The 25174-nt window shown below is 72.5% G+C and carries 24 protein-coding genes; 7 read left to right on the top strand and 17 right to left on the bottom strand.

Features of this window, described 5'->3' with window-relative positions:
* Positions 1-26: 26 nt before the first annotated feature.
* Entirely contained in the window at positions 27-2864 is a 2838-nt protein-coding gene (locus tag ACIQZN_RS28300) for a penicillin acylase family protein (protein ID WP_403999554.1), read from the bottom strand.
* A 229-nt stretch (positions 2865-3093) separates the two neighbouring features.
* Between ACIQZN_RS28300 and ACIQZN_RS28295 the strand changes: the two genes are divergently transcribed.
* Positions 3094-3705, top strand: a complete 612-nt coding sequence (locus ACIQZN_RS28295; protein WP_328899441.1) for a hypothetical protein — start codon at positions 3094-3096, stop codon at positions 3703-3705.
* A gap of 48 nt (positions 3706-3753) precedes the next feature.
* On the opposite strand, the gene soxR is transcribed toward ACIQZN_RS28295, so the two are convergent.
* Positions 3754-4269 (bottom strand): redox-sensitive transcriptional activator SoxR, encoded by a 516-nt coding sequence (gene soxR, locus ACIQZN_RS28290; RefSeq protein WP_403999551.1) that lies wholly within the window; start codon positions 4267-4269, stop codon positions 3754-3756.
* A 288-nt stretch (positions 4270-4557) separates the two neighbouring features.
* Here soxR and ACIQZN_RS28285 point away from each other — a divergent pair, with 288 nt between their 5' ends.
* Positions 4558-5019 (top strand): MaoC family dehydratase, encoded by a 462-nt coding sequence (locus ACIQZN_RS28285; RefSeq protein WP_161207181.1) that lies wholly within the window; start codon positions 4558-4560, stop codon positions 5017-5019.
* 67 nt (positions 5020-5086) lie between these two features.
* Here ACIQZN_RS28285 and ACIQZN_RS28280 read toward each other — a convergent pair whose 3' ends face one another.
* From ACIQZN_RS28280 to ACIQZN_RS28270, 3 genes are all read right to left on the bottom strand, one after another.
* Positions 5087-5710 carry a TetR/AcrR family transcriptional regulator gene (locus tag ACIQZN_RS28280; RefSeq protein WP_018103660.1) on the bottom strand — a complete coding sequence of 208 codons (624 nt, stop codon included), beginning with the start codon at positions 5708-5710 and terminating at the stop codon, positions 5087-5089.
* A gap of 85 nt (positions 5711-5795) precedes the next feature.
* Positions 5796-6086 (bottom strand): YiaA/YiaB family inner membrane protein, encoded by a 291-nt coding sequence (locus ACIQZN_RS28275; protein ID WP_028425698.1) that lies wholly within the window; start codon positions 6084-6086, stop codon positions 5796-5798.
* A gap of 59 nt (positions 6087-6145) precedes the next feature.
* The gene (locus ACIQZN_RS28270; protein ID WP_403999547.1) at positions 6146-7297 is read right to left on the bottom strand and encodes an acyl-CoA dehydrogenase family protein; all 1152 of its coding nucleotides are present in this window, start codon (positions 7295-7297) and stop codon (positions 6146-6148) included.
* Between the two features lie 65 nt (positions 7298-7362).
* Between ACIQZN_RS28270 and ACIQZN_RS28265 the strand changes: the two genes are divergently transcribed.
* Positions 7363-8025 carry a TetR/AcrR family transcriptional regulator gene (locus ACIQZN_RS28265; protein WP_403999544.1) on the top strand — a complete coding sequence of 221 codons (663 nt, stop codon included), beginning with the start codon at positions 7363-7365 and terminating at the stop codon, positions 8023-8025.
* On the opposite strand, the gene ACIQZN_RS28260 is transcribed toward ACIQZN_RS28265, so the two are convergent.
* The 8 genes from ACIQZN_RS28260 to ACIQZN_RS28225 form a co-directional block, all read right to left on the bottom strand.
* Positions 8022-8981: a hypothetical protein gene (locus ACIQZN_RS28260; protein WP_403999541.1), complete on the bottom strand. Its 960-nt coding sequence runs from the start codon at positions 8979-8981 to the stop codon at positions 8022-8024. The genes ACIQZN_RS28265 and ACIQZN_RS28260 overlap by 4 nt on opposite strands.
* Positions 8982-8990: 9 nt before the next feature.
* On the bottom strand, positions 8991-10070 hold the full coding sequence (locus tag ACIQZN_RS28255) for a Zn-dependent alcohol dehydrogenase (RefSeq protein WP_403999538.1): 1080 nt from the start codon (positions 10068-10070) through the stop codon (positions 8991-8993).
* 43 nt (positions 10071-10113) lie between these two features.
* A complete protein-coding gene (locus ACIQZN_RS28250; protein ID WP_403999535.1) occupies positions 10114-11508 on the bottom strand; it encodes an aldehyde dehydrogenase family protein in 1395 nt (464 codons plus the stop codon).
* A 106-nt stretch (positions 11509-11614) separates the two neighbouring features.
* Positions 11615-12973, bottom strand: coding sequence for an ABC transporter ATP-binding protein (locus tag ACIQZN_RS28245; protein ID WP_403999532.1), 1359 nt, complete (start codon positions 12971-12973; stop codon positions 11615-11617).
* A gap of 138 nt (positions 12974-13111) precedes the next feature.
* Positions 13112-13729 (bottom strand): TetR family transcriptional regulator, encoded by a 618-nt coding sequence (locus tag ACIQZN_RS28240; protein WP_403999529.1) that lies wholly within the window; start codon positions 13727-13729, stop codon positions 13112-13114.
* A gap of 33 nt (positions 13730-13762) precedes the next feature.
* Positions 13763-15073, bottom strand: a complete 1311-nt coding sequence (locus tag ACIQZN_RS28235) for a hypothetical protein (RefSeq protein WP_403999526.1) — start codon at positions 15071-15073, stop codon at positions 13763-13765.
* Positions 15070-15870 carry a hypothetical protein gene (locus tag ACIQZN_RS28230; RefSeq protein WP_403999523.1) on the bottom strand — a complete coding sequence of 267 codons (801 nt, stop codon included), beginning with the start codon at positions 15868-15870 and terminating at the stop codon, positions 15070-15072. The genes ACIQZN_RS28235 and ACIQZN_RS28230 overlap by 4 nt, the downstream gene beginning before the upstream one ends.
* A complete protein-coding gene (locus ACIQZN_RS28225) occupies positions 15867-17993 on the bottom strand; it encodes a hypothetical protein (RefSeq protein ID WP_403999520.1) in 2127 nt (708 codons plus the stop codon). Before ACIQZN_RS28225 ends, ACIQZN_RS28230 begins: the two co-directional genes overlap by 4 nt.
* Positions 17994-18112: 119 nt before the next feature.
* Here ACIQZN_RS28225 and hmgA point away from each other — a divergent pair, with 119 nt between their 5' ends.
* The 3 genes from hmgA to ACIQZN_RS28210 are packed head-to-tail and all read left to right on the top strand — an operon-like array spanning position 18113 to position 21584.
* Positions 18113-19441, top strand: a complete 1329-nt coding sequence (hmgA, locus tag ACIQZN_RS28220; RefSeq protein WP_403999517.1) for a homogentisate 1,2-dioxygenase — start codon at positions 18113-18115, stop codon at positions 19439-19441.
* A 29-nt stretch (positions 19442-19470) separates the two neighbouring features.
* The gene (locus tag ACIQZN_RS28215; RefSeq protein ID WP_403999514.1) at positions 19471-20271 is read left to right on the top strand and encodes a GntR family transcriptional regulator; all 801 of its coding nucleotides are present in this window, start codon (positions 19471-19473) and stop codon (positions 20269-20271) included.
* A gap of 32 nt (positions 20272-20303) precedes the next feature.
* Positions 20304-21584 (top strand): type ISP restriction/modification enzyme, encoded by a 1281-nt coding sequence (locus ACIQZN_RS28210; protein WP_403999511.1) that lies wholly within the window; start codon positions 20304-20306, stop codon positions 21582-21584.
* Between the two features lie 14 nt (positions 21585-21598).
* Here ACIQZN_RS28210 and ACIQZN_RS28205 read toward each other — a convergent pair whose 3' ends face one another.
* The 4 genes from ACIQZN_RS28205 to ACIQZN_RS28190 form a co-directional block, all read right to left on the bottom strand.
* Positions 21599-22207, bottom strand: coding sequence for a TetR/AcrR family transcriptional regulator (locus tag ACIQZN_RS28205; RefSeq protein ID WP_403999508.1), 609 nt, complete (start codon positions 22205-22207; stop codon positions 21599-21601).
* A gap of 166 nt (positions 22208-22373) precedes the next feature.
* Positions 22374-22637, bottom strand: coding sequence for a hypothetical protein (locus ACIQZN_RS28200; protein ID WP_026171590.1), 264 nt, complete (start codon positions 22635-22637; stop codon positions 22374-22376).
* 184 nt (positions 22638-22821) lie between these two features.
* Positions 22822-23604: an SGNH/GDSL hydrolase family protein gene (locus ACIQZN_RS28195; RefSeq protein WP_403999736.1), complete on the bottom strand. Its 783-nt coding sequence runs from the start codon at positions 23602-23604 to the stop codon at positions 22822-22824.
* Positions 23605-23771: 167 nt separating this feature from the next.
* Entirely contained in the window at positions 23772-24146 is a 375-nt protein-coding gene (locus ACIQZN_RS28190; protein ID WP_403999505.1) for a GntR family transcriptional regulator, read from the bottom strand.
* A gap of 69 nt (positions 24147-24215) precedes the next feature.
* Between ACIQZN_RS28190 and ACIQZN_RS28185 the strand changes: the two genes are divergently transcribed.
* A complete protein-coding gene (locus tag ACIQZN_RS28185; RefSeq protein WP_403999502.1) occupies positions 24216-25136 on the top strand; it encodes a GNAT family N-acetyltransferase in 921 nt (306 codons plus the stop codon).
* Positions 25137-25174 lie beyond the last annotated feature (38 nt).

Raw genomic sequence — 25174 nt, 5'->3', positions numbered from 1 at the left:
GTCCTCAATCGCCGGACGGGCTGGGTTTATCGGTGGCTCGGGAACTCCACCACCTGTTGGTACGTCGGGCGGTTCTGCCAGTGGATGGACTTCTGGGCGATGCCGCCCAGCGCGCGGTGGATGATCGAGTCCGTGCACCACTGCTCGCCGGCCTTGCAGTTGTCGTCGGCCGGGTAGACCTCGGCCGCCGGCACCGCCGCCGCCTCCTTGAGCGAGGCGAGCAGCGCCGTACGACAGGCGCTCAGGTCGCCGCCGCCGCAGTACGACTTGGCCAGCGGGCCCTTGACCTGCTGCCCCAGCACCTGGCGCAGGTCCTTGTCGGCGAAGCCCCACCAGCCGTACTGGAAGGCCGATCCGCTGTGCGCCCCGCTCGGTCCGTGGCTGGCGGCCGGGGACTCGTCGGTGGCGAGGTTCGCGGTGAGCGCCCCGTACAGGTCGTCACCGAGGCCGGGCCGGAACTCCGCCTCGATCAGCCTCGGCCACCACGCGTCCATGATCCGGACCGCGTCGGCGTGGGTGTACGTGTGCGAGCCGGGGCTCGTCTCCTTGCGCTGGGAGCCCGCCGCGCGCCAGGAGTCCAGCTGCTGGACCACCGCGTCCAGGTCCGGGTCGGTGACCGGCTGGGAGCGGATGACCTTCAGCAGCTCGGGCAGCAGCTGCTCGCCGCGCAGGTCGGTGAGGGCCGCGTCCGCCATGGCCCGGGTGAGCGAGGCGCGGGTCACGCCGCCCTCGTCGACGAGCTTGGAGACCCGGTCGTCGAGCAGGTCGCCCCGGTGCACCGCGCTGAGCCCGAAGCCCGAAGCGGCGTATCCCTCGGCCTGCTTGTTGTTCCAGGAGATGTAGTAGTCCTGGCCGCTGGAGTGCGGGTGCTCGGCGAAGGCGGTGTACGAGGCGGTGTTGGCGCCCGGGTCGTAGCCCTGCCACTCGTACGCCTTCTCGGCGCGGATCGGAAGCGCCGGGTCGACGCCGGACGGGCGCACCGGGTTCATGCCGCTGTTGTAGTAGGCGGCGGTGCGGGAGTCGGCGTAGAACCAGTTGAAGGCGTAGTCGATGTTGCTCGCCGCCTGCTGGAAGGAGGCCGCGTCGGTGACGTACGCCGGGTCGTTGAGCATCTGGAAGCCGATGATCGAGTCGGCCTCGTGGCGGTACGTCGAGCGCAGCGTGGTGTACGCGACGGGCTTGCCGCCCACGGTGGCGCGGTGGGTGACGATGCCGTAGTTGGTACGCCAGACCTGCATGCGGTACGAGCCCTTGGCGGTGGAGTCCGCGACGGTCGGCTTCCAGGAGTTGGACTTCTCCATCTTCTCCATCGCGGTGCAGGTGCCCCGGTAGAGGTAGTGCGTGGAGTCCTTGGTGGGCGTGGAGCCGTCGGGCTCACAGAGGTCGATCGCGTACGTGTCGGTGATGTCCTGGCCGGCCGAGGTGGCGCTCCAGGCGTAGTCCTGGCCCCGGCCCATCTGGATGTACATGCCGACACCGGCGAAGGAGACGCCGCGCGCGCTGATACCGGGGCCCTGGAGCTCCTGGAGCATCATCAGCTGCGGGGCGAAGTAGCCGGTCTGCGGCCCGAACACGGCGATGGGGTGCCCGCTCGCGGTGCTCTTGCCGGACACCACCAGTGCGTTGGACATGCCGCGCTTCTGGGCGCCGGAGCCGGAACCGGGCAGCGAGCCCTCCGGGATGACGCCCTTGTCGAAGATGCCCTGCGCCTTCTTGAGCGAGGCCGGGGCCTTGACCGGGGCCTTCACGCCGGTGCCCGCCGAGCCGGTGCGGTCGTGGATCAGGGGTTCGGCGGTGACGGAACCCTGGTCCGGGAGTGCGGTGCCGACCGCCTTGTCGGGCTTGTTGGCGTACGGGAAGGAGGTGCCGTCGTGGATGGTGAGCACGGCCTCGGGGTCGTTGCGCTGGCGGAACGACTCCCAGACCTTCGTGCCCTCGGCGACGCCGTACTTCTGCTGCGCGGACAGGAGCGACAGGGCCGCCTGCACCTCGCCGCCGCCCCCGCCGCCGAACTGGCCGCCCACGACCGAGGCGATGGAGATCAGATCGGTCAGCTTGAACGGCTGGATCTCGCCGATGTTGGTGATGGCGTCGATCTTGCCGGTCAGGACGTACTCGCCGGGAAAGTAGCGGCCGTCCTTGGACTTCTTGCGGTAGGCGTTGATGCCGTCGATGTACGCCTGCGCGTCGGCCATGGCCTGTTCGCCCCTGGCCCCCTCATGGGTCCTGATGTATTCGACCTGGGCCTCCAGATCGGCCTCGGTGTACGGGGCCTGCGGCCAGAACTGCTGCTCCAGGCCCTGGTTGGCCAGCGCCCCGCCGGCGAACGAGGTCAGCTCGCCGCGCCCGATGTGCCGGAAGAGATCCATCAGCCACAACCGGTCCTGCCCGGCCGCGTACCCGGCGCCGAACTCGGTGCCGTAACGCGTCGTGCCCTTGATGTGCGGGACGCCGGAGGACTTGTCGCGGGTGATCGTGACGTCGTCGCGCGGTGAGGTGACGGACTCCACCTGGTCCTTCGGGACGCCGAACGAGGCGTCGTTGAAGAAGTCGGTGAGCTTCTGGTCGGTGAGCCCGGTGTGCCCGGCGACCAGCCCGTTGTAGCGGTCGAGCTGGTCGTCGCTGTGCGCGGGGTGGGTGCCGAACGCCTTGTTGCCCAGGATCTCCACCAGGGTGGCGTTGCCGTTCTCGCCGGGCGGCAGGATGTCGTCGCACTGGCCCTGGCAGTAGTCGGGGACGGGGTCCGCCTCGGCGGCGCCCGCGTGGGGTGCGGCGGCGAGCAGGGACGCGCCGAGGGCGAGAGCCGCGGCGAGGGCGGCGGCTCTGGTGGTACCGGTGCGGGTCATACGGGTGCGTGGGGGCATGCGTACTCCTCCGAGAGGCCGATGCGCGGCAGGTTACTGGCGGTATGACCGGCCGGTAAGATGAACATCGGTCACCTTTTCCGAATCGCCACATGCCGCCGGATTCTGTGCGGCGTCTCATCTTTCGGACGCTTCGGCCTTTGGATGGAGCCGATCCGGGCAGGCGTACGTCCATCCCCTGACGCCGAAGTACGGGCGACGGAGTACGAGCGACGGAGGTGGCGGCACAATGGCCGGTTTCCGGAGTCTGGCGAGACAGGTCCGCGACCCGAGAAGCGATCTGGCACTGCGGCGGTACTCGCTGCGCAAATGCCTGGAACGCTTCGCCCCCTACGGGCACCGGGCGACCTGGGACCATCTGTGCGCACGGCACGGCATAGCACCCGAGGACCGGGACCCGGACCCGGTGCGGCTGGTGCGGGCACTGGACGAGCTGGAGCGGGCCCGCACGGTCTGGCTCGGTTACGAGGCGGGCTTCGCGGAGCGCCGCAGGCGGGAGAAGCACCGGGGGCTGCGCCGGCCCGGCGCCTTCGACGACTGGCACCGGCGCACCTGGGGCGGCAACGGGGTCGCGCGCTGCGACGATCCGGCGGTCCACCCCTCCGCCCCGCTCGCCGAGGTGCTGGCCCGGCTGATCTCGGCCCTGGAGGCGGAGCCCGGCGCCGGCTGCCCGGTGTGCGGCAAGACCGGGATCACCTGGCGGCACGACCTGGACACCGAGCCGTGGTCGGGCCCGGTCTGCACGGGGTGCGGGATCGTGGTGCCGCAGCCCGTGCTCACCCCGGCGGCCCTGGCGCGGGCCCGCCGGGACCGGGCGGGCGAACTGGCGACGGTGGCCTGAGGAACGGGCGGGCGGCCCGCCGCGCGCGGACCGCCCGGCACGCGTCGGTCAGCAGCAGCCCTCGGCGCTCTCCACCGGCGCGCGCTTCGCCGGTGCGCGGCCGGCCGCCTTGCGCTCCGGCATCAGGCGCGAGCCGCTGATCTTCTCGCCGTTGACGTCGTCCGGGTTGGACAGGACGCAGGTCTCCAGCGAGAGGCAGCCGCAGCCGATGCAGTCTGTGAGGTGGTCGCGGAGCCGGCCCAGCTGCTTGATCCGGTCGTCCAGCTCGGAGCGCCAGGCGTGCGAGAGCCGCGCCCAGTCGTCACGGTTCGGGGTGCGCTCCTCGGGGAGTTCGGCCAGCGCCTCGCGGATGGTGGCCAGCGGGATGCCCACCCGCTGGGCCGCGCGGACGAAGGCCACCCGGCGCAGGGCGTCCCTGCTGTAGCGGCGCTGGTTGCCGCTGGTGCGGCGGCTGCTGATCAGGCCCTTGGCCTCGTAGAAGTGCAGGGCCGACACGGCGGCGCCGCTGCGCGCCGAGAGCTGGCCGACGGTGAGTTCGTGAAGTGTCTGCGGGATCTGGGGCACCCGTCGAAGCCTACGTGGCCGCCCCGGCACCGGTCCGTCGTTGACAGGAACGCACCCGCGCACGATGCTGAGCAAGCGCTTAGACCGACCGGCGAGTGGAGGGCGGGTAAAGGAGCGGGGCTGGGTGCGTGCAGCTGCAAGGCGGAGGATTGAGGCAACGCGGAGCGTTGGTGATTGACGACAACGCCGCAGGTGCGCGTGCCCAGCCCCGCGACGCCGCCCTCCACTCGCCGGTCGGTCTGAAAAAGCGTGGACGATCAGTGGAGCGTGAAGGGCAGGAGCAGGGACATGGCTGAGCCGAGGATCTTCGAGTCCGCGCAGGAGCTGCGGGACGGCGTGGGCGAGCAGCTGGGGTACAGCGACTGGCTGGAGGTCGACCAGAAGCGGATCGACCTGTTCGCCGACGCGACCGGCGACCACCAGTGGATCCACGTGGACCCGGAGAAGGCGGCGGCCGGCCCGTTCGGGAAGACCATCGCGCACGGCTATCTGACGCTGTCGCTGCTGCCGGTGCTCGTCCCGCAGGTGATGGCGGTCGAGGGCGCGAAGATGGGCATCAACTACGGCACCAACAAGGTCCGCTTCCCCTCCCCCGTGCCCGTGGGCTCGCGGGTGCGCGCGACGGCCGTCCTGAAGAGCGTCGAGGAGGCGGGCGGCGGCGTGCAGATCACCGCCGTCGTGACGGTCGAGCGCGAGGGCGGCGACAAGCCGGCCTGCGTCGCCGAGTCGGTGTCGCGCTACTACTTCTGAGCCCGCGCCCGCGTGCGTACGCGAACGCCCCCGGCCTCACGAGGAGACCGGGGGCGTTCGGCCGTGCTCAGCGCCCGGCGGCGACCATCCGCAGCACCAGGCCTGCGTACAGCTCGGCGACCTCGTCGGGGGTCCGGCTGCCCTGCGCGTTGAACCAGCGCGCCACGTCGATGCAGAGCGACAGCACCGCGAGCGTGGTGCCCGGCACGTCCGGTACGTCGAACTCGCCGGAGGCGACGCCCTCACCGATGATCCGGCGCACCACCGCGTCGGTCCTGCGGCGCAGCGCGATGATCTCGGTGCGGTGCTCCTCGCCGAGCGCGTCCAGCTCGTACTGGACGACGCGGGCGGTGGTGTGCCGTTCGGCGTGCCAGCGGACGAAGGAGCGTACGGCGGTGGCGAGCCGTTCGGCGGCCGTGCCGTCGCCGTCCGCGGCGGCCTCCAGCACGGCCAGGGCCCGGTCGTGGCCGATCCGGCTGATCCGGTGGAGCAGCTCTTCCTTCGTCTTGTAGTGGATGTAGAGCGCGGCGGGGCTCATTCCGGCGCGGCCCGCGATGTCCCGGGTGGTGGTCGCGTGGTACCCGCGCTCGGCGAAGGCGTCGACGGCCGCGACGAGGAGCCGCCGGGCGGCCTCGGGCGTCACCTCGGCCCACGGCGGGTCCTCGGCGTCGGTCTCCTGCGCCGTGCTCATCGTCGCTCGCCCCTCTCAGTCAGCAGGACGCACACCATACCCCGATCCTGAGCAAGCGCTTAGGGAAAGTTTTCGCGGAGGGCCCTCAGAGCTTCTGGAACGGGTCGTGCTCGGCGAGGATCTTCTCCAGCCGGGCCTGATCGACCCGGCTGACCAGCTGGCCCGCCTCCTGCCGGTCCCGGATGACCTTGGCCAGGGTGAAGCAGGACGTGACCAGGTAGAGGACGCCGATGGCGAGGAAAGCGCGCACCCAGGCGTCGGCGTCGAGGAAGTAGATTCCGAGGGTCACCGCGGCCATCGCGATCCCGAAGGACGCGACGGCCTGCCCGAAGTAGGCGCCGGTGGTCTGCTGTTTGACCGATGTCGTCTCACTCATGGCGCCCAGCATCCGGCGGTATGACGCACGCCACATCCGTTCGGATACTCAGAAGATACTTAGAACGCCGAGACTCCGGTCAGGGCGCGGCCGATGATCAGCTTCTGGATCTGGCTGGTGCCCTCGTAGAGCGTCATCACACGGGCGTCCCGGAGCAGCTTGCCGACCGGGTACTCATCGATGTAGCCGTAGCCGCCGAAGACCTGGAGCGCGTTGTTGGCGGCGCGGACGGCGGCCTCGGAGGCGAAGAGCTTGGCCCGGGACGCGGCCGTGGCGAAGTCCTGGCCCCGGTCGATGAGGTCGGCGACCCGCCAGGTGAGCAGGCGCGCCGCCTCGACGTCCACGGAGATGTCGCTGATGAGCTCCTGGACGAGCTGGTAGCCCGCGATGGGCCTGCCGAACTGCTCGCGCTCACCGGCGTATCCGACGGCCGCGTCCAGGGCCGCCTGGGCGATGCCGACGCAGCCGGCGGCCACCGACATCCGGCCCTTGGCCAGGGCGGACATGGCGATCGAGAAGCCCTTGCCCTCGGGGCCCAGCAGGGCGCTCGCGGGCACCCGGACGTCCTCCAGGACCAGTTCGGCCGTGGCCTGGCCGCGCAGGCCGAGCTTGCCGTGGATGGTGCGGCGGGTGAGGCCGGGGGTGTCGGCGGGGACCAGGAAGGCGGAGACGCCCTTGTGGCCGGGGGTGTCGTTGGTGCGGGCGAAGAGCAGCACCACGTCGGCCCAGGTGCCGTTGGTGATGAACATCTTGCTGCCGTTGATCACGTAGTCGGCGCCGTCCCGCACGGCCCGGGTCGCCAGGCTGCCCGCGTCCGAGCCGGTGCCGGGTTCGGTGAGCCCGAAGCAGCCGACCGCGTCGCCCGAGGTGAGCCGGGGCAGCCACCGGCGCTTCTGCTCCTCGTCGCCCCAGGCCGCGACGGTCTTGGCGACCAGGCCGAGCGAGACCGAGACGATCCCGCGCACGGAGGAGTCGCCCCGGCCCAGCTCCTCGGTCACCAGGCAGTACGCGAGATGGTCGCCGCCCGAGCCGCCGTACTCCTCGGGGACGGTCAGGCCGAGGAAGCCGAGGGCGCCGAGCTTCTTGACGATCGACTTGTCGACGTTCTCGGACCGGTCCCACTCGGCCGCGTACGGGGTGACATCGCGGGCCACGAAGTCCCTCGCGAGCTGCCGGACGGCTTCCTGCTCCTCGCTCAGCTCCAGGTTCATCGGCCGCACCCTCCGCCTTAATTAGCACTGCTAGTTTTTGGATCGCAGGGCCTACTATGTGCCGCATGGCCCGCCCGCGCAAGCCCCTCCTGAGCAGAGAACGCATCGTCGAGACGGCGAGCGCCCTCGTGGACGCCGAAGGGCTCGACGCGGTGTCGACCCGCCGCCTGGCGGCCGAGCTGGGGGTCAGCGGGCCCTCGCTGTACAACCACTTCCGGAACAAGGACGAGATCCTCGACGCGGTCGCCGACGCGGTCTCGGCGCAGGTCGATCTGTCGATGTTCGAGGAGTCCGATCCCCGGGACTGGCGGGCCGCGCTGCACGACTGGGCGGTCTCCTACCGGGCCGCGCTGGCCGCGCATCCGCACATCGTCCCGGTGCTCGCCCAGGGGCCCGGGCGCCGCCCGGCCGGTCTGCGGGTCGCGGACGCCGTGTTCGGGGCCATGGTGCGCGCGGGGTGGCCGCCGGCGCAGGCCACGTACATCGGCGCACTGATGCGCTACTTCATCACCGGCTCGGCGCTCGGCTCCTTCGCCCGGGGGTTCGTGGACGACGAGACGGCGTACGACCCCGCCGACTACCCGCACCTGGGCCAGGCGCATCTGCTGGCCGAGCGGCGGCAGCAGGTGGACGAGGGCGCCTTCGAGACCGGTCTGCGGGCCCTGGTGGACGGGCTCGAAGCGCAGTACGCGCAGCTGGAGCCCGCCCGGCCGCGTCCGGGCGGCTAGGAGGCGCGGGCCGCACGGGCCTCGTTGCCCGAGGTGCGGGTCTCGTCCGCCGTCAGCCCGCCCACGTCGACCGGCACCAGCGTCACCGTGATGGCTCCCTGGGAGAAGGACTGGCCGTGGCGCCCGTGGAAGCTATCGGGGAGTTCTTCGCCGATCTCGGTCGCGGTCTTGTAGATGTCGAAGATGCCGGCGACGCCGACGGCCGGATCGGCGTCCGTGGAGCCGGCGGTCTGCTCGACGGTGATGCGGTCGCCGCCGTCCTGCGCGACGACACCGGCGACGTGGTAGGGCCACCGGGTGCTGTTGACCGGAACGTCCCGCGCCCACTCCGTCTCGATGATGGAGTACGCCTCTCCGACGCCGGGGGCCTCGTCGTGGTTGCCCCCCTCGCGGCTCTCGGCGTAGGCGCGGGCCCGCTCGACGTTCTGCTCGTCGCCTTCCCCGAACAGGCCGCCGCCCTTGAACGCGCTGGCGTCCTGCCCCATCTGCAACGCCTGGGCGTGCATGACCTCTTCGGCGGAGTGCGAGCAGTCCTCCAGGAAGGACTTCATCGGCGCGTACGGGATGTACTCGGCTTCGCCGATGGTCGCCTTGCGCCGCCTCGTGGCCACCTCGCAGTAGCGGGGCGGGGCGACGTCGCTGCGTACGTACAGCTCGTACTGGTCGCTGCCCTTGGGGCCGCGCAGGGCGTACTTGCCGGTCTGGGAGACCCGCCAGGTGACCGTGCCGACCTTCTCCTCGGTGTACCGCTGCACCACGGGCGCGCTGTCCTGCGCGTAGGAGTGGCCGGACCGGCGGAGCATCTGCACGACCGCCGCGTTGCCCAGGGCGGCCTGCATCCCGGACAGCGCGGCGGACGGCTCCTGCCGCTCGGCCACCGCGAACTCCCGCTGGGGCGCCCGCAGTACGTCATCGGCCCTCTGGTCCTGCCCGCCCCGACGGTGCCTGGAAGTCACACGATCACCTTAGAACACCACCAGCGCCCGGCCGCCCTTGCCCGCGATCATGTGGTCGAAGGCGGCCGGGATGCCGTCCAGGCCGATGCGTTCGGTGACCATCATGGAGAGGTCGAAGCGGCCCGCCCGGATGTGGTCCGCCAGCACCGGCAGATCGCGGGCCGGGTCGCTGTTGCCGTAGACGCAGCCGGTCAGGGTGCGGCCCCAGTGGAAGATCTCCAGGGCGTTGAAGGTGACCTGCTGGTCCTTGCCGCCGATGCCGACGACCGTGGTGCGGCCGCCCCGGCGGGTGGACTCCCAGGCGCTCCGGATGGCGGCCGCCCGCCCCACGCACTCCACGGCCACGTCCGCGCCCTGGCCCCCGGTGAGCTTCCGGATGTCCCGGGGCGTGGTGTCCGAGGCGATGACGAAGTCCGTGGCGCCCGCGCGGCGGGCCAGCTCCTCCTTCTCCGGGGAGACGTCGACCGCGATGACCTGCGAGGCGCCCGCGATCCGGGCGGACTGGAGCACGGCGAGCCCGACGCCGCCGATGCCGAACACCACGACGGACTCCCCCGCGCGGACCCGGGCGCTGTGGTGGACCGCGCCGTAGCCGGTGAGCACCGCGCAGCCCAGGAGCGCCGCGTCGGTGAGCGGGATGCCGTCCGGGGCGGGCAGCACGCAGTTCCCGGCGACGACGGTCTCCTCGGCGAAGGCGGCGACGTTGAGGCCGGGGCGCAGTTCGGTGCCGTCGGCGGTGCGGGCGTGCACGTTCGCCGCACCGGCCAGGGCGTTCGCGCAGAGCCACACCTCGCCGATGCCGCAGTGGTGGCAGCTGCCGCAGGAGGGCGCCCAGTTGAGGACGACGCCGTCGCCCGGGGCGACATGGGTGACGCCCTCGCCGACCGCGACGACGGTGCCGGCGCCCTCGTGGCCGAGGACCGCGGGGACGGGCACCCGCATGGTGCCGTTGGACAGCGAGAGGTCCGAGTGGCAGACCCCGGCGGCCGCGAGGCGGACGCGCACCCGGCCGGGTGCGGGCTCCGGCAGGACGATGTCGGTGATCTCCAGCGGAGCTCCGACGGCGGGCAGTACGGCGGCGCGGACCACGGACTGGCTCCTTGCTGATGGCTGAGGGTGGCTGGTACGGGGCTCAGAACTGGAGGGACTTGGTCTGGAGGTACTCGGCCAGGCCGTGCGCGCCGAGTTCGCGGCCGACGCCGGACTGCTTGTAGCCGCCGAACGGCGCGAGCGGGTTGAAGCGGCCGCCGTTGATGTCGACCTGGCCGGTGTCCATTTGGCGGGCGAAGGCCACGGCGGTCTCGTCGTCGGCGGCCCAGACCGCGCCCGCGAGCCCGTAGACCGTGCCGTTGGCGATGCGGAGCGCGTCGTCCTCGTCCTCGTACTTCAGGATCGAGACGACGGGCCCGAAGATCTCCTCCTGGGCGATCGTCATCTCCGGGGTGACGTCGGCGAAGACCGTGGGGCTGACGTAGTAGCCGGTGGGCAGCGGGGCCTCGGGGCCGCCGGCGACGAGGCGGGCACCCTCCTCGACGCCCTTCTCGATGTAACCGCGCACCCGGGCCTGCTGCTTGGCGTTGACGAGCGGGCCGACCCGGTCGCCGGGCGCGTACTTGGCGACGGCCGCCGCCGCGAGCGCCACGGCCTCCTCGTACCGATCCGCGTCCACCAGCATCCGGGTCCAGGCGCTGCACGTCTGCCCGGAGTTGGACATCACGTTGGCGACGCCCACGTTGACCGCCTTGGCGAGGTCCGCGCCGGGCAGGATCACGTTGGCGGACTTGCCGCCCAGTTCCAGCGCGACGCGCTTGACGGCGGCGCCGGCCGTGGCGCCGATCTGCCGGCCGACCGCGGTGGACCCGGTGAAGGAGACCAGGTCGACGTCCTCGTGCGCGGCGAGGGCCTGTCCGGCGACCGGGCCGAGGCCGGTGACCAGGTTGAACACGCCCGCGGGCAGCCCGGCCTCGGCGACCGCCTCGGCGAAGAGCTGGGCGGTGAGCGGGGTGTCCTCGGCGGGCTTGAGGACGACCGTGCAGCCGGCGGCCAGCGCGGGGGCGACCTTGGCGACGATCTGGTGCAGCGGGTAGTTCCAGGGGGTGATCGCGCCGACCACGCCGACGGGCTCCAGGTACACCGTGGAGCTGCCGTGCCGCTCCTCGAAGGCGTACGTGGCGGCGAGCTCGGCGTACGTCCCGGCGACCAGGACCGGGAGGCCCGCGTGCACGGAGACGGCGAGCGCGGGCGGGGCGCCCAGCTCGGCGGTGACCGTCTCGGCGATCTCCTCCGCGCGGACGCCCAGCACGTCGCGGAGGGCGGCGATGCGGGCGGCGCGCTCGGCGGGCGGGGTGGCGGCCCAGCCGGGGAAGGCGGCGCGGGCGGCTCGTACCGCGGCGTCGACGTCCTCGGCGGTGCCGGCCGGGACATGGCCGATGACCTGCTCGTCCGCCGGGTTCACGACCGCGATCGTGTCCGTTCCCGCGGCGGGCCGCCAGGCGCCGCCGATGTACATACCGTCGTGGGCCTTCATCGCTGTTCCTCCCGGGCGCGGTGACGGACGGGATCGTCCGGAGCCCAAACTAGCGCTGTTAGTTTTCAGGCGCCAGAGACCCCCGTCACGTGCCGGGCTCCCCCGTCTACATGTCCAGCCCCGGCACGTCCTTCGGCAGCGGGCAGATGCGGCGGCCCTGGTGGTCGAAGACGTACAGGTGCGCGAGGTCGACCAGCAGGGGCACCTGCCCGCCGGTGCGCAGCATCATGTCGGGCCCGGTCCGCACGACCAGGTCGCTCGCGGTGACGGCGGGGCGGTCCGGGCTGTGCATGCCCGGCGGCAGGTCGTCGGCCTCCGGCGCGTCCAGGACGGCGACGGACCCGCCGACGTAGGAGGTGGCGCGCTCCCGGATCCGGTCCAGCATCCCCGTACCGCCCTGGCCGCCGCGCCGCCTGCGCACGGGTCCCCGGTCGGGGCGGGCCGATTCCAGCTCGGGGACCACGGCGGGCCGGGAGCCGGTGTTGAGGTGGACCAGCGCCTCGTGGCCCTGGTATTCGACGTGCTCCACGATGCCGCTGAGCGCGACCTCACCCGGGCGGGCGTGGCTGGGCGGGGCGATCCGGACCGCCTCCGAGCGGAGGCCGACGATGATCGGGCGGCCCTGCTGGATGCGCAGGAGCTGGTGGTCGGGGCTGAGCGGTTCGGGCAGCGGGAGGCGCTGGCGGCCCAGGTCGATGGACATCCGGCCCTCCAGGGGCGCGTGCACCACGGCCTGGAGGAGGTTGATCCGGGGCGTCCCGATGAACGCGGCGACGAACACGTTCTCCGGCAGGGCGTACACCTCGCGCGGCGGGCTGACCTGCTGGAGGACGCCGCCGCGCATGACGGCGACCCGGTGGCCCAGGGACATGGCCTCGGCCTGGTCGTGGGTCACATAGACGGTGGTGACGCCGAGTTCCTTGGTGAGCTGGGCTATCTCGGCGCGCAGGTGGTTGCGGAGCTTGGCGTCGAGGTTGGACAGCGGCTCGTCCATGAGGAAGGCCGAGGGCTGGCGCGAGATGGCCCGTCCCATGGCGACCCGCTGGCGCTCGCCGCCGGAGAGCTGGCCGGGCAGCCGGTCCAGGACGCGTTCGATCCCGAGCATCCTGGCCGTGTTCTCGATGCGCTCGTTGTGGTCGGCGCGCGGGTTCTCCAGCTTCAGCGGGAAGCCGATGTTGGCCCGGTTGGTCATGGTCGGGTACAGCGCGAAGTTCTGGAAGACCATGGCCATGCCGCGTTCGCGCGGGGTGAGGTGGTTGGCCGGTTCGCCGTCGAGCAGGATCTCGCCCTCGCTGGTGTCCTCCAGACCGGCGATCATGCGGAGCACGGTCGACTTGCCGCAGCCCGACGGGCCCAGCAGGACGACGAATTCGCCCGGGTCGATGGAGAGCGAGAGACGGTCGACGGCGCGCGGGGACCGTCCGTATGCCTTGCTGACGTTGTGCAGGGTGATGGCGCGAGTCATGTGGTTCCGCCCGGGAGGGTTCGTGATGGAGCGGTGGGGAGCGGCAGCAGTGGCCCGAAATTAGCCCACTACGCCCGGTGAGGGAATGACTCGCGCAAAGTTGGGTACGCCCCGGCAGCATTCACAGCCGCAGGGGGCTCAGTCGAGCCTCCGGGCCAGGTAGGCGTGGATGAGTTCGCGGGTCTCGGCGACGAGGGCGTCGTCGCCGGACGGGTCGCCGCGGAAGGCGAGTTTGAGCAGGGCGTCGGCCGCCTCCACGCAGACCAGGATCGCGCGCAGCAGGTCCGCGTCGGCCTCCCGGCCGAGCTGTCCTGCGAGGAGTGCGGTGAGCCGGGACGCCACCCGCTGGTTGGCCTCGTCGGCCGGGTCCTCGTCGGGCGCGGGGGCGCCGAAGTCGACCAGGGCGAAGCCGGGGACGGTGCGCTTCATCGCCAGGTACTCGTCCAGCACGGCGTCGATCGCGCCGCGCCAGTCGGCGGTCTCGATGGCGGTCAGCCGGGCGGTGATGCGCTCGGCGTAGCTGTCCAGATTGCGGCGGGCCAGCGCGTCGGCCAGGGCCCGCTTGTTGGAGAAGAAGCGGTAGACGGAGCCGATGGGCACCCCGGCCCGCTGGGCCACGGCCCGGGTGGACAGCTGTTCGTAGCCGATCTCGTCCAGGAGTCCGGCGCAGGCGTCGAGGATGCGGGCGAGGCGTTCGGCGCTGCGCTGCTGCACCGGGGCGCGGCGGAGGTTGTTCGTGTCGGGCACGCCTTCCATGATGCCGTGGGCCTCCTGGGCTGATGGCGGCGGTCAGGCGATGAGCAGGGCGAGCCCGCCCACGGTGTACGCGATCATCAGGACGAGCAGCGGGAGTTGGCCGATGACGGCGCGCCGGGGCGGCATGAGGCGGACGGACCGGTCGTGCGCGGCGATGACCCCGAGGACGTGGCCGGTGACGATGGCGAAGACCTGGAGGGTCGCGACGCCGCCCGGCCCGAGGGGTGGTTCGGGCACGGTGGGCCGGTCGGCGCCGAACGCGAGGCGCACGGTGTGCGGGCCCTCGGTGGCGAAGAGCGTGAAGTAGTGGGCGACGAGGTAGCCCAGCGCGATCGGCACCAGTGAGTGGGCGAACGCGGTGAGCGGGTGGGGCAGGGTGCCGCAGACGAGCCGGGTGGCGCCGGCGCAGAGCCCGTACAGGGTGGCGACGAGGGCGACGGCGCCGAGCAGCCCCAGAGTGGCGGTGGTGGTACGGCCCAGCTCCGAGGTCTGCACGGTGGTGATCCAGCGTGGTGCGTCGGAGAAGCCGTCGTACGCGGTGGAGCCGAGCATCACGCAGACCGTGGCGACGAGTCCGGGGAGCCGGGGTGTGGCGTCGAGCCCGTTGAACGGTGAGCGGACGACGAGGCGCCCGTCTGCGGGACGGCGGCCGAAGAGGGCGAGCCTGCCGAGGAGGCCGGAGTAGACCTCGAAGGCGTCGGCGTGGTCGAACCAGGGGGCGCCGTACACCGCCGCGCCCGTGAGGTGGACGGCCGCGTAGACGCCGAGGAACACCAGCAGGGCGGTGGGCGAGGCGGGGTCGGGGGCGACGAGTTCCAGCCAGGTGAAGGCGAGGAGCCCGGCCGCGGCGGGCCACATCCCGAGGCTTACGGGGAGGGGCCGGCCGGTGTCCGGGTCGCGGCCGAGCGCCCGGCAGGCGAGGAGGTGCAGGGTGCGCAGGGGGTTGAGCGGGCGCCAGACGGGGCCGAGGAGCAGCGAGGCGGGGACGAGCCCGACCCACAGGAGGACGTAGACCGCGCCCGGCGCCGGGTTGCGGTCCGGGTCGGCGGGGCCGAGGAGCAGCCACAGCACGACGGAGAGCGCGGCGGCCAGGCCGAACGCGCGGGCGGTGAGCCGAGTGGCGCGGGCGTCGGCCAGGCGCTGGACGGCGGCCGGGAGCGGGCGGCCCGCCGTGTCGCCCTTGAACCGCGAGTCCGACCAGAGCAGGCCGAGCGCGAGGAACGAGACGAACAGCGCGGCGAAGGCGCCGGCGAAGGCGTAGAAGGGCGAGAGGGGCAGGTCGTGCTGGGCCCCGATCCCGTGGGCGAGGACGCGCACGGCACCGGGGGCGGGGGCGCCCGTCACCGGACGACGAGCTGGGTCAGCAGGAGGTCCGACTCATGGGTCTCCACCTCGAAGAGGCCGGTGCGGTCGGCGGTGAAGGTGATCGTGACGGTCTGCCCGGCGGGGAGCTTGGCCTCCTTGTCGTAGCCGTGGACGTGCAGGACGTCGTCCCGGTCGCTGCGGACCCGCAGGCGCACGGTGCGGCCCTTCTTGATCTCGGTGCGGCCCGGGGCCGGGCTGACCTTGCCGCCCTTGAGGGTGATGTCGACGGTGGTGGTGTTCTCGTCGGGCGGGGCGGCGGGGCTCGCGGAGGCGTCGCCGAGCGTGGCGGCGGCCCGGACCGGGGCGGAGCCGACGGCCCAGGCGGTGTGGTCGTCGGCGTACAGGCCCGCGGTGAGGCGGGTGCCGCCCCCGGCCGCCCGGAGCAGCGATGCGGGCAGGTGGAACCAGGCGCCGTAGACCCGGGCGAGCGGGTGGCCGTCCAGGAAGAGCCGGGCGTGGCCGCGTCCGGCGAGCGCGCCGCCGCCCACGCTGTCCGGGGTGAAGCGGAAGTTGCGCACGGTGAGGTGGACGTTCCAGCCGTCCTCCGAGTCGGGCTGGACGGCGAGGTCCACCTCGGGGGCGCCGTCGGCGCCGACCTGGCGGAGCCGGTGGCCGTCGCCGTCGTCGGCCTTCAGCAGGCGGCCGTTGCTGCCGGTGTCCTCGGCGTGGCTGGTGCCGGGCTTGTGGTGGGTGGTGGCCCTGCCCCCGCAGGCGCCCGCGCCGAGGACGAGGACGGCGGCGGTGAGCAGGGCGAGGGCGGGGCGGGCTCGGGTCATGAGGGGTCGCCTTCCGAAGCGGTGGCGTCGGGCTTCGCGGAGGGGGCGGGCGCGGCAGGCGCGGAGGGGGCGGCAGACACGGGCTCCGGCGCGTCGGAGTCCTCCGCACCCCCGTCCGGGCCTTCGGCGCGCTCCCCGTGCCGGGCCGCGGCCACCACCGCCCAGACCACCCAGACCAGGCCGAGCAGCCCCCGTACCCAGGCCGGGCTGAGCGGGATCCACGGGATCATGAACACGCCCTTGTCCAGCGCGTCGAGCAGCGTCAGCGCGCCCAGGACCACGGTCACCCAGCCGAACACAGGCCGCGCCGGACGCAGCGCCAGGCCGATGCCGGTCCACCAGAGCCCGGTGAGCAGCAGTGCGAGGGCGGGGACGTAGGTGGCGGCGAGGCCCATGGTGGACCCGGCCACGTCGAGGCCGAGGCCGATGACGCCGAGGGCGGACGCGACCGTGGCGAGCCGGCTGGTGCGGAGCCGCCGCCACCAGAGCACCCCGCCGACGAGTACGAGGACCGCGGCGATGCCCAGGGCGGCCTGGACCTCGATACGGGCGATGCCGCGTGCCCCGTACCAGTCGCAGCCGGCCGGGAGCCGCCGGGCGCGGACGTCGTAGTCGGCGCAGACCAGCAGCTGGGCGAGCTTGACCGGTTCGCCGAGGAGCCGGTCGGTGGAGCCGGAGACGTCTCCCCGCTCCGTACCGCAGCTGGGTAGGGAGCGCGGGGTCGAGGCGCCGGTGTCGGACTGCCAGCAGTTGCCGTCGCCCTGGCCGTCCCACCAGACGTCGGTGGCGTTGGGGCGGGACTTTCCGTTCTTGTCCTTGCCCAGGTGGTTGCCTGCGTAGCGGTTGTGGTGCGAGGTGTCGGTCTGCTTGCCGAGGGCGTTCTCGCCGCGGATGAAGGCGGGTACGGCGCTCAGGAAGAACGCGGCGCGGTTCTGGCCGTAGATCCAGTTGTCCTCGTAGCGGTTCCAGTTGCCGCCGGCGGTGATGATGCCGGTGCCCGGGGGCATGGAGATCTGCGGGCAGACGACGCCGTCCTCGTAACCCCGCTCGGCGGGCGGCTCGGCGCAGGTGCCGTCGGCGACGTAGCGGTAGTAGTCGGCGTTGTTGTCGTGGATCAGGTTGCGTTCGAAGCGGGCGTGGTTCTGCGGGAGTCCGGGGTGGCCGGGGAAGGCGCTGTCCATCGAGGCGCCGCCCATGTTGTGGTCGAACTCGTTGTCGTGGACGTAGACGGAGTCGCCCGCCGTGCCGGAGTAGCCGACCATGCTGTGGTGGCTGCGGCAGCCGGTGATCTCGATCGAGTAGCGCGGTACGTCGTAGCCGTAGCCGTCGTTGATGTCGGAGGCGCTGCCGGGGTAGATACCGGAGTCGCCGTTGCCGTAGGACTCGCAGTTCTTGTACAGGCCGTGGTCGCTGGCGAAGGTCAGGAAGCCGTACTCGTCGTTCCAGCGGGTCAGCACGTCGTCGATGACGAAGCCGTCCTGGGCGAGGACGTAGAGCGAGTTGAAGGTGGTGCGCTGGGCGGTGAAGTTCTTGAAGTAGATCCCGTCCGACTTGTCCGAGCGGATCGCGTTGAGCTTGCGGTACTTGGCGTCGATGACGACGTCCGTGCGGGCCGCGCCGGTGCCCTCGATCTGGAGGTCCTTCTTGCCGAGGATCGCCACCAGGTTCTGGTTGTGCGGGCACTGGGCCTGCTGCTCGTAGCTGAGGATCTGGTAGCCCAGCTTGGAGTCGGGGGCCTTGAGCCGGGTGCACTCCCCCTTCGGCGCGGGAAGCGAGGGCTCCTCCTCGTACAGGCCGGGAAGGATCGCGATGTTCTTCCCGGGCGCGTCGACGGCGTCGACCGCCTGCTGGAGGTGGCGGTAGCCGGAGGTGCGGCACCGCTCGAAGAGCGTGAGGTTGCGCGCCTTCAGGGCTTCGGGGAAGCCCGAGATACGGCGCTCGAAGTCGGCCCGGTCGGTCTTGCAGACCAGGAGGTCGGGCTCGCCGGTGCGGTACACGGGGACGCTGCCGGTGCCGTCGGGCAGGGTGACCGGCCGTTCCTCGTGCGCCTGGGCGGCGGGGGCCGCGAGCAGTGCGGCGGCGAGCACCGCCAGAACCGCCAAAAGTCTTCGTGTCCACGACATGTGCGGGAGAGTAGAGCATTGTTCAGCTTTTTGAACCCCTTCTGCACGACGAATGCCGTTGACGCGCCACGCTTCCATTCCTACGGTTATGCATAGGATTCCTTCGGACGGGAGCGCACATGGGCGGTATCGAGCAGGCGAGGAAGACGGCGGAGGGGCTTGAGTACTCCACCGGTTTCGGGAATCAGCACAGCTCGGAGGCGGTGCCGGGAGCGCTCCCGCACGGGCGCAACTCGCCCCAGCGCGCCCCCCTGGGGCTCTACGCGGAGCAGCTGAGCGGGTCCGCGTTCACCGAGCCCCGCGCCCACAACCACCGCAGCTGGCTGTACCGCATCCGCCCCTCGGCGGCGCACCCCCCGTTCGTCCGTGCGGACAACGGCGCGCTGCGCACCGCCCCGTTCACCGAGACCGTGCCCGACCCGAACCGGCTGCGCTGGGACCCGCTCCCCGAGCCCGCCCCCGGCACGGACTTCGTGGCGGGGCTGTGGACGCTCGGCGGCAACGGCGACGCGGCGCAGCGCACCGGCATGGCCGTGCACCTGTACAGCGCCAACGCCGCGATGACGGACCGGGTGTTCAGCGACAGCGACGGCGAGCTGCTGATCGTCCCCCAGCACGGCGGGCTGCTGCTGTGCACCGAACTGGGCCTGCTGCGCGCCGAGCCCGGCCATGTCGCCCTGATCCCGCGCGGCGTCCGCTTCCGGGTCGAGCTGCTGGACGAGACCGCGCGCGGGTACGTCTGCGAGAACTACGGCCGCCCGTTCACGCTCCCCGATCTGGGCCCGATCGGCGCCAACGGCCTCGCCAACGCACGGGACTTCCTCGCCCCCGTCGCCGCGTACGAGGACGTGGAACGCCCGGTCGAGGTGATCAACAAGTACTGCGGCAACCTCTGGACGGCGACCTACGACCACTCCCCGCTCGACGTCGTGGCCTGGCACGGCAACCACGCCCCGTACGTCTACGACCTGCACCGGTTCAACGTCATCGGCTCCATCAGCTACGACCACCCGGACCCGTCGATCTTCACGGTGCTGACCTCGCCCTCGGACACACCGGGCCTGGCGGGCGTCGACTTCGTGGTGTTCGCGCCGCGCTGGCTGGTCGGCGAGGACACCTTCCGGCCGCCGTACTTCCACCGCAACGTGATGAGCGAGTACATGGGCCTGATCGAGGGCGCGTACGACGCGAAGACGGCCGGAAAGGGCGGCTTCGTGCCCGGCGGCGGCTCGCTGCACAACATGATGTCCGCGCACGGGCCCGACCGGGAGACCTTCGACCGGGCGAGCGCGGCGGAGCTGAAGCCGCAGAAGATCGATGACGGGCTGGCCTTCATGTTCGAGACCCGCTGGCCGGTCACCGCGACCGCGCAGGCCGCTGCGGCGGACCACCTTCAGCAGGGCTACGACGACGTATGGCAGGGTCTGAGCCGCAACTTCAGGCCGTGACGAGCCCGCCCGGGGCCCGGTGACGACGCATGCAGGAGGACCAGGTGCCGCAGCCCGCCGCGAACAGCCCCGCGCCCCGGGGCACCGCCTTCGCGCCCGACTCGCTGGTCCTGAACCGCAAGCTGCCGCTGTGGTACCAGGTCTCGCAGTCGCTGCGGGCGTCCATACTGGGCCGCGCCCCGGACGCCACGCTCCGGCTGCCCACCGAGGAGCAGCTCGCGGCGCACTACGGGGTCAGCGTCCTCACCATGCGCCAGGCCCTCAAGGAGCTGGAGGCGGAGGGCCTGATCAGCCGGCACCGGCGGCGCGGCACGTTCATCGAGCCGCACGCCCGCCGGGGCTCCCCGGTACGGCTGCTCGGCTCGATCGACGCTATCGTGGCCCAGCAGTCGGGCGAGCGCTCCACGCTGCTCGGCCACGGCCCGGTCCCGGTCCCGGGCGAGGTGGCCGAGCACTTCCCGGGCTGCGCGGAGGTCGTCGGCTACCGCCGGCTGCGGTGCGACGGGACGACCGGCGAGCCGACGAACTGGGCGCAGAACTGGGTGCACCCGGAGGTCGCGGCCGGCCTGGACCCGGCGGACCTCGACCGGTGGCCGATGACCAAGGTGCTGCGCGACCGGGTCGGCGTCCCCATCTCCCGGATCACCGACACGGTCGAGGCCCGCCTCGCCGACCCGCCCACCGCCGAACTGCTGGGCGTCCCGCTGCTGAGCCCGATCCTCTACTACACGGGCATCACGTACGACGAGAGCGGCCGGGTGGTCGACGTGGCCCGGATCCACTACCGGGGCGACCGGTTCTCGTTCTCGGTGACGGTGGAAGCGCACTGAGGGGTGCTCCGGACCAGGCGGACCCCTCTACGATGCCAGGGAAGGCGGCAGGCGGGGAGGGCGACACGGTGGCAGCACCGGCAGCGGCCGGGTCCGGCGAGGGCCCGCGCGGCCCCCTCCTGGACGACCTCATGCCCTGGTCGGTCCGCCCGCTGCGCACCGGCCGCGCCTGGGTGACCGCCCCGGACGCGGCCTCCCTGCGGGCCCGCTGGGACCGCCTCGTGCGGGCGTCGGGCGAGGAGCGCGAGCGGCTGTTCGCCCCGACCCGCGCCCGTACGCAGCAGAGCGCCGTGGCCGCGCTGCCCGGCCGGTCCGGCGCCACCGGCCGCTTCGCCCGCGAGAGCGGCCCCTGCCCGGCGCCGGTACGGATCCTGCACGGGCCGTACGACGAACAGTGGCTGCTGCCCGACCACCGCCTGATCGACACGGCCAGGCCCGAGCTGTGGCGGGTCGCCGACGACCACCAGCTCTTCCTGGTCGAGCACGGCCGGGTGCCGAACGATCCGGGCCCCGCCGTGTCGGTGACCACGCTGCTGCCCGACGGCCACTCCCCCGCCGGCCGCCCCGGCCGGGTCCGCCCGCTGTACCGCCGCCCCGGCGGCCTCGAACCCAACCTCGCCCCGGGCCTGCTCCCCGCGCTGCGGGCCCGGTACGGGGACGCGGTCACCGCCGAGTCGGTGCTCGCCTGGATCCTGGCGGCGGCCCGCCCCTCACCGGCCGGCTGCGTGGTCCCGCTCCCGGCGGACGCCGCGCGCTGGGCGGAGGGGGTGGAGCTGGGCCGCGAGCTGCTGCGGCTCCAGCTGCGCGGGGCGCGCGGGGCGGAGCGCCCCCGGCTGCCGGGCGGGCAGCGCCCCTACGTGCGGGCGGCCGTCCCGCCGGTCCCGGATTCCCTGTCGTACGAGGCCGAGGAGCGGGTGCTCGTCCTCGGCACCGGCCGCGTCTCACCGGTGCCCGCCGGTGCGTGGGAGTTCCGGGTGAGCGGGGTGCGGGTCCTCGATCTGTGGTTCGAGCGCCGGGCTTCGGTGTGCGGGGCGCCGGGGGCGGACGCGGCGGGGCTCGACGCGGTCCGGCCGCGCGCCTGGCCGCAGGAGTGGACCTCGGAGCTGCTGGACCTGGTCACGCTCCTCGCCCTCCTCGCCGAGCTGCGGCCCCGTCAGGAGGCGCTGGCCGAGGCGCTGGCGGCGGGCCCGGGGAGCGGCGAGGAGAAGCTGCGGGCGGCGGGGGTGCTGCCGGTCGGGGAGGCGGCGCGGCGGCCCGCTTCGGTCCTGGACCACCAGGAGGAGGGGCCGGACGGGCAGTTCGCGCTGCTGTGAGCGGGGGCGCCGCGCTATTCGGCCAGGGCGGCCGGCCGGTCGAGGTTGCCCAGGAGGCGGACGAAGCCCGTCTCCAGGAAGGCGCGGAGCTCGTCCAGCGCGTCCGGCTCGTCCAGCGGCCAGCCGGTGACCGCCTCCTCGGCGAAGGCGAGCCAGGCCCGGGCGGCCAGGGTCAGCCGGGGCGACGGCTCCATCCCGAGGCGGCGCTGCCCCTCCACGACCCGGCGGGCGAGGGTGGCGCGGGTGGCCTCCACGATGTCGCCGGCGGCGGGGTGGCTGCCTGCGGCGCCCCGGACGAGGGCGCGGTAGATCTTGCGGCGCCCGGTCACGTACGCGACGAAACCGGCGATGAACGCGCGCATCCAGGCGACCGGGTCCAGCGAGGCGTCCGGTTCGGTGGCGGCGGTGAAGTCGTCGCACTCCTGGCGCACCACGGACCGGTAGAAGTCGCGCTTGGAGTCGAAATAGTGGAAGAGCAGGCCGCGCGATATGCCGGCCCGCCGGGCCACGGCATCGGTGGAGAGCTCGTCCAGGGAACAATCGGCGAGCATGTCCACGCCAATCGCCACCAATTGCGCCCTTCGCTCGTCGGGGCGCAGACGCGCGGCTCGCTTCTCGGGCATGGGCACAGTGTAGAAGTAGTTCGGCACCGAATTACCTCGGCACCCATGCGGGCCTGTCGGACACAGCGCGTGACCGGGTGCGGACACGGCGACGCGCCACTGCCGGCTCCGGGGATGACGGAAGAGCGGGCAGCAGCGCGCTGCGGGAGTCAGGACCGCGGTCGGGTCAGTGGCGGCTGCCGAAGAGCGAGCGCCGCAGCCGGCGCAGTGGCGCGAAGAGCGACACCCGTGCGCTTCTGCTGCGCCGGGTGTGTCCGGCGTCGCGCGAGGTGAGCTCGCGCATCAGCAGCGTCGCTTCCGCCGCCTCGCGCTGCGGCACGACGGGACCGCCCAGCACCGCGAGATGGCGGTCGAGGCGCGAACTCGTCGCGCTGCTCCCGCATGTAATGGCAGGCACACGCGCCCTGCTGCGCACCGTTATCTGTTCCATGTCACTCCCCACCCGTACGAGGGCACTCGGCCCGGGCAGGTTAACCCTATCGCCTGCCACCGACACTCGTGTATCCCGGGAGCGGGATTGCGCACACATATACGGAGGTTGACGAGGCGTCGGTGAATCTGCCCGATTCCGGGGCGAGTTGACGGGCGCGCCCCTCGCGGGGCGCGCCACCGGCCTAGTCGAGCGCGTTCAGGACGGGCAGGTAGCCGCCGGACTGCCCGGCGGCGAAGGGGTGGTACGACTCGCCGATGTTCAGCACGTTGAGGCTGTGCAGCCAGACGCTGCTTGAGCAGATCTCGTGTCCGGTGAACTTGGAGGTGACGTCGCCGAAGCTGAAGCCGTGGTCGGCGGCGCGCTTGGCGGTGGCCGCGTTGAGGTAGTCGGCGGCGCCGTTGATGGCGGTGCGCACCTTGTCGCTCAACCCGACGACGCAGCTGCCGCCGATCTTGTAGAAGCGCGGGTAGCCGAGGACGACGACATGGGCGGCGGGGGCCTTGGCCTTGATCGCGTCGTAGACCGAGTTCAGCTTGCCGGGCAGGGTGCTGTCCACGTAACTGCGGGCGGTGGCGATGCGGGTGAGGCAGGTGGACTCCGACTGGAGGACACAGGTCGTCATGACGTCGGAGAAGCCCGCGTCGTTGCCGCCGATGGAGATCGACACGAGGTCGGTCGAGGAGTTCAGCGGCCCGAGCTGACTGGCCAGCACATCGCCCGTACGCGCCCCGGAGCAGGCGGTGAAGGAGAAGGAGGCGGGCGCGTGGGCGGAGGCCCAGAGGGAGGGATAGGCGAGGGTGCTGCGCTTGCAGTCGCCGCTGGAGCCGATGTAACTCCCGGAGCCGACACCCGAGGAGTACGAGTCCCCGAGGGCGACGTAGTCGACGGACGATGCGGCGTTCGCGGTGGCCGCCCCGGTCAGGGCGATGACGGCGCCGAGCAGGAGCGAGGACGAGAATGCCACAAGTCTGGACAATTTCACGGAATCTCCCTTGGACCGACCGGCAGGATCTCTGCCTACTCAGTGGTAGCAGCGCGGACGGCCATTCCGGAAGTGTTCATGCCAAGTCCAACGGATGAGCTTTTGCCGAAGGCGCCGTGACGGCCAGTCAGCCAGTGATCGCCGGGCTGTCAGTCGGAGAAAACCGCGCGCACCGCGTCCTCGGCGAGTTCCAGGGCGCGGGCGCGGGAGAGACCGAGGCGGCGGGCCTGTTCCGCGTACGCGCGGGCCGCGGCGGCGGCGTTGCGGTCGGCGGTGTCTCCGGCGGCGGCGACGAACGTGCCGTTGCGGCCGCGGGTCTCGATGACGCCGTCCGCCTCCAGCGCCCGGTACGCCTTGGCGACCGTGTTGGCGGCGAGGCCCAGCTCCTCGGCGAAGCCGCGTACCGTCGGGAGCCGGTAGCCGACCGGCAGCACGCCGGAGCGGGCCTGTTCGGAGATCTGGGTGCGCAACTGCTCGTACGGGGCGGTGCCGGAGTCCGGGTCCACAGCGATCTTCAGGGTCACGGGCCGATTGTCCCCCACCGGCGGAAAATGGGAGGCGGACGGGTCCGGGGCGCGGCTAGCGTCCGGCGCATGACTGTCCTCGTACGCGACTTCCGGCCCGATGACGCCGAGGGGTGGGTGCGGGTGCGGCGCGCCGCCCTCCCGTACATGATCACCACGCCGGAGCAGACCGTGGCCGAGCTCACCGGGGCCCCGGCGGGGCGGCGTTACCGGATGCTGGTCGCCGAGGAGGACGGCGAGATCATCGGGACGGCGCAGGTGGGCCTGGCCCATGAGAGCCCGGAGCCGGGGCAGGGGTTCTGCAATCCGTACACCCACCCGGAGCGCACCGGCCGGGGCGCGGGCACGCTGCTGCTGCGGACCGCCGAGGAGTATCTGGCCCTGGCCGGGGCGAGCTCGGTCCACACCTGGGTCCTGGACACGCCCGGCGACCGGGCGTTCGCCGCGAAGCACGGCTACACACCGAGCCGGCCGGCCCACTTCCTCCATCTGGACCTGGCGAACGGCTCGCTGCCGCCCCGTCAGGAGCTTCCGGCCGGGGTCGAGCTGCGTACGGCCGCCGACTTCGCCGACGATCCGCGCCCGCTCTTCGAGGCGGACGCCGAGGCCACGGCGGACGAGCCCAGCGACACGCCGGCCCGGCTCGACGACTACGCGGAATGGCTCGCGGATACCTGGAACGACCCCGGTCTCGACCACCACCTCACCTCGGTCGTCCTGGTCGACGGCGAGGTGGCGGCCTTCAGCGCCGCCCGGACCGACGGCGTGAGCCGCTACGGCTCCGCGATGACGGGCACCCGGCGGGCGCACCGGGGCCGCGGCCTCGCGAAGCTCGCGAAGAACGACTCGCTGCACCGGGCGCGCGCCGCCGGGTACACCGACGCCTACACCGGCAACGACGCCGGGAACGGTCCGATGCTGGCGGTCAACCGCTGGTTCGGCTACGAGGTCTGTGCCACGGAGGTACGCCATGCCCGCAGGCTCGGCTGACATCCCCGGAGGGCTGGTCTTTGTCGGGCCGAGCCCGG

This window comes from Streptomyces sp. NPDC097595, from assembly GCF_044761525.1.
Lineage (GTDB): Bacteria > Actinomycetota > Actinomycetes > Streptomycetales > Streptomycetaceae > Streptomyces > Streptomyces drozdowiczii_A.
This window is presented reverse-complemented; position numbering and strand designations above follow the sequence as displayed.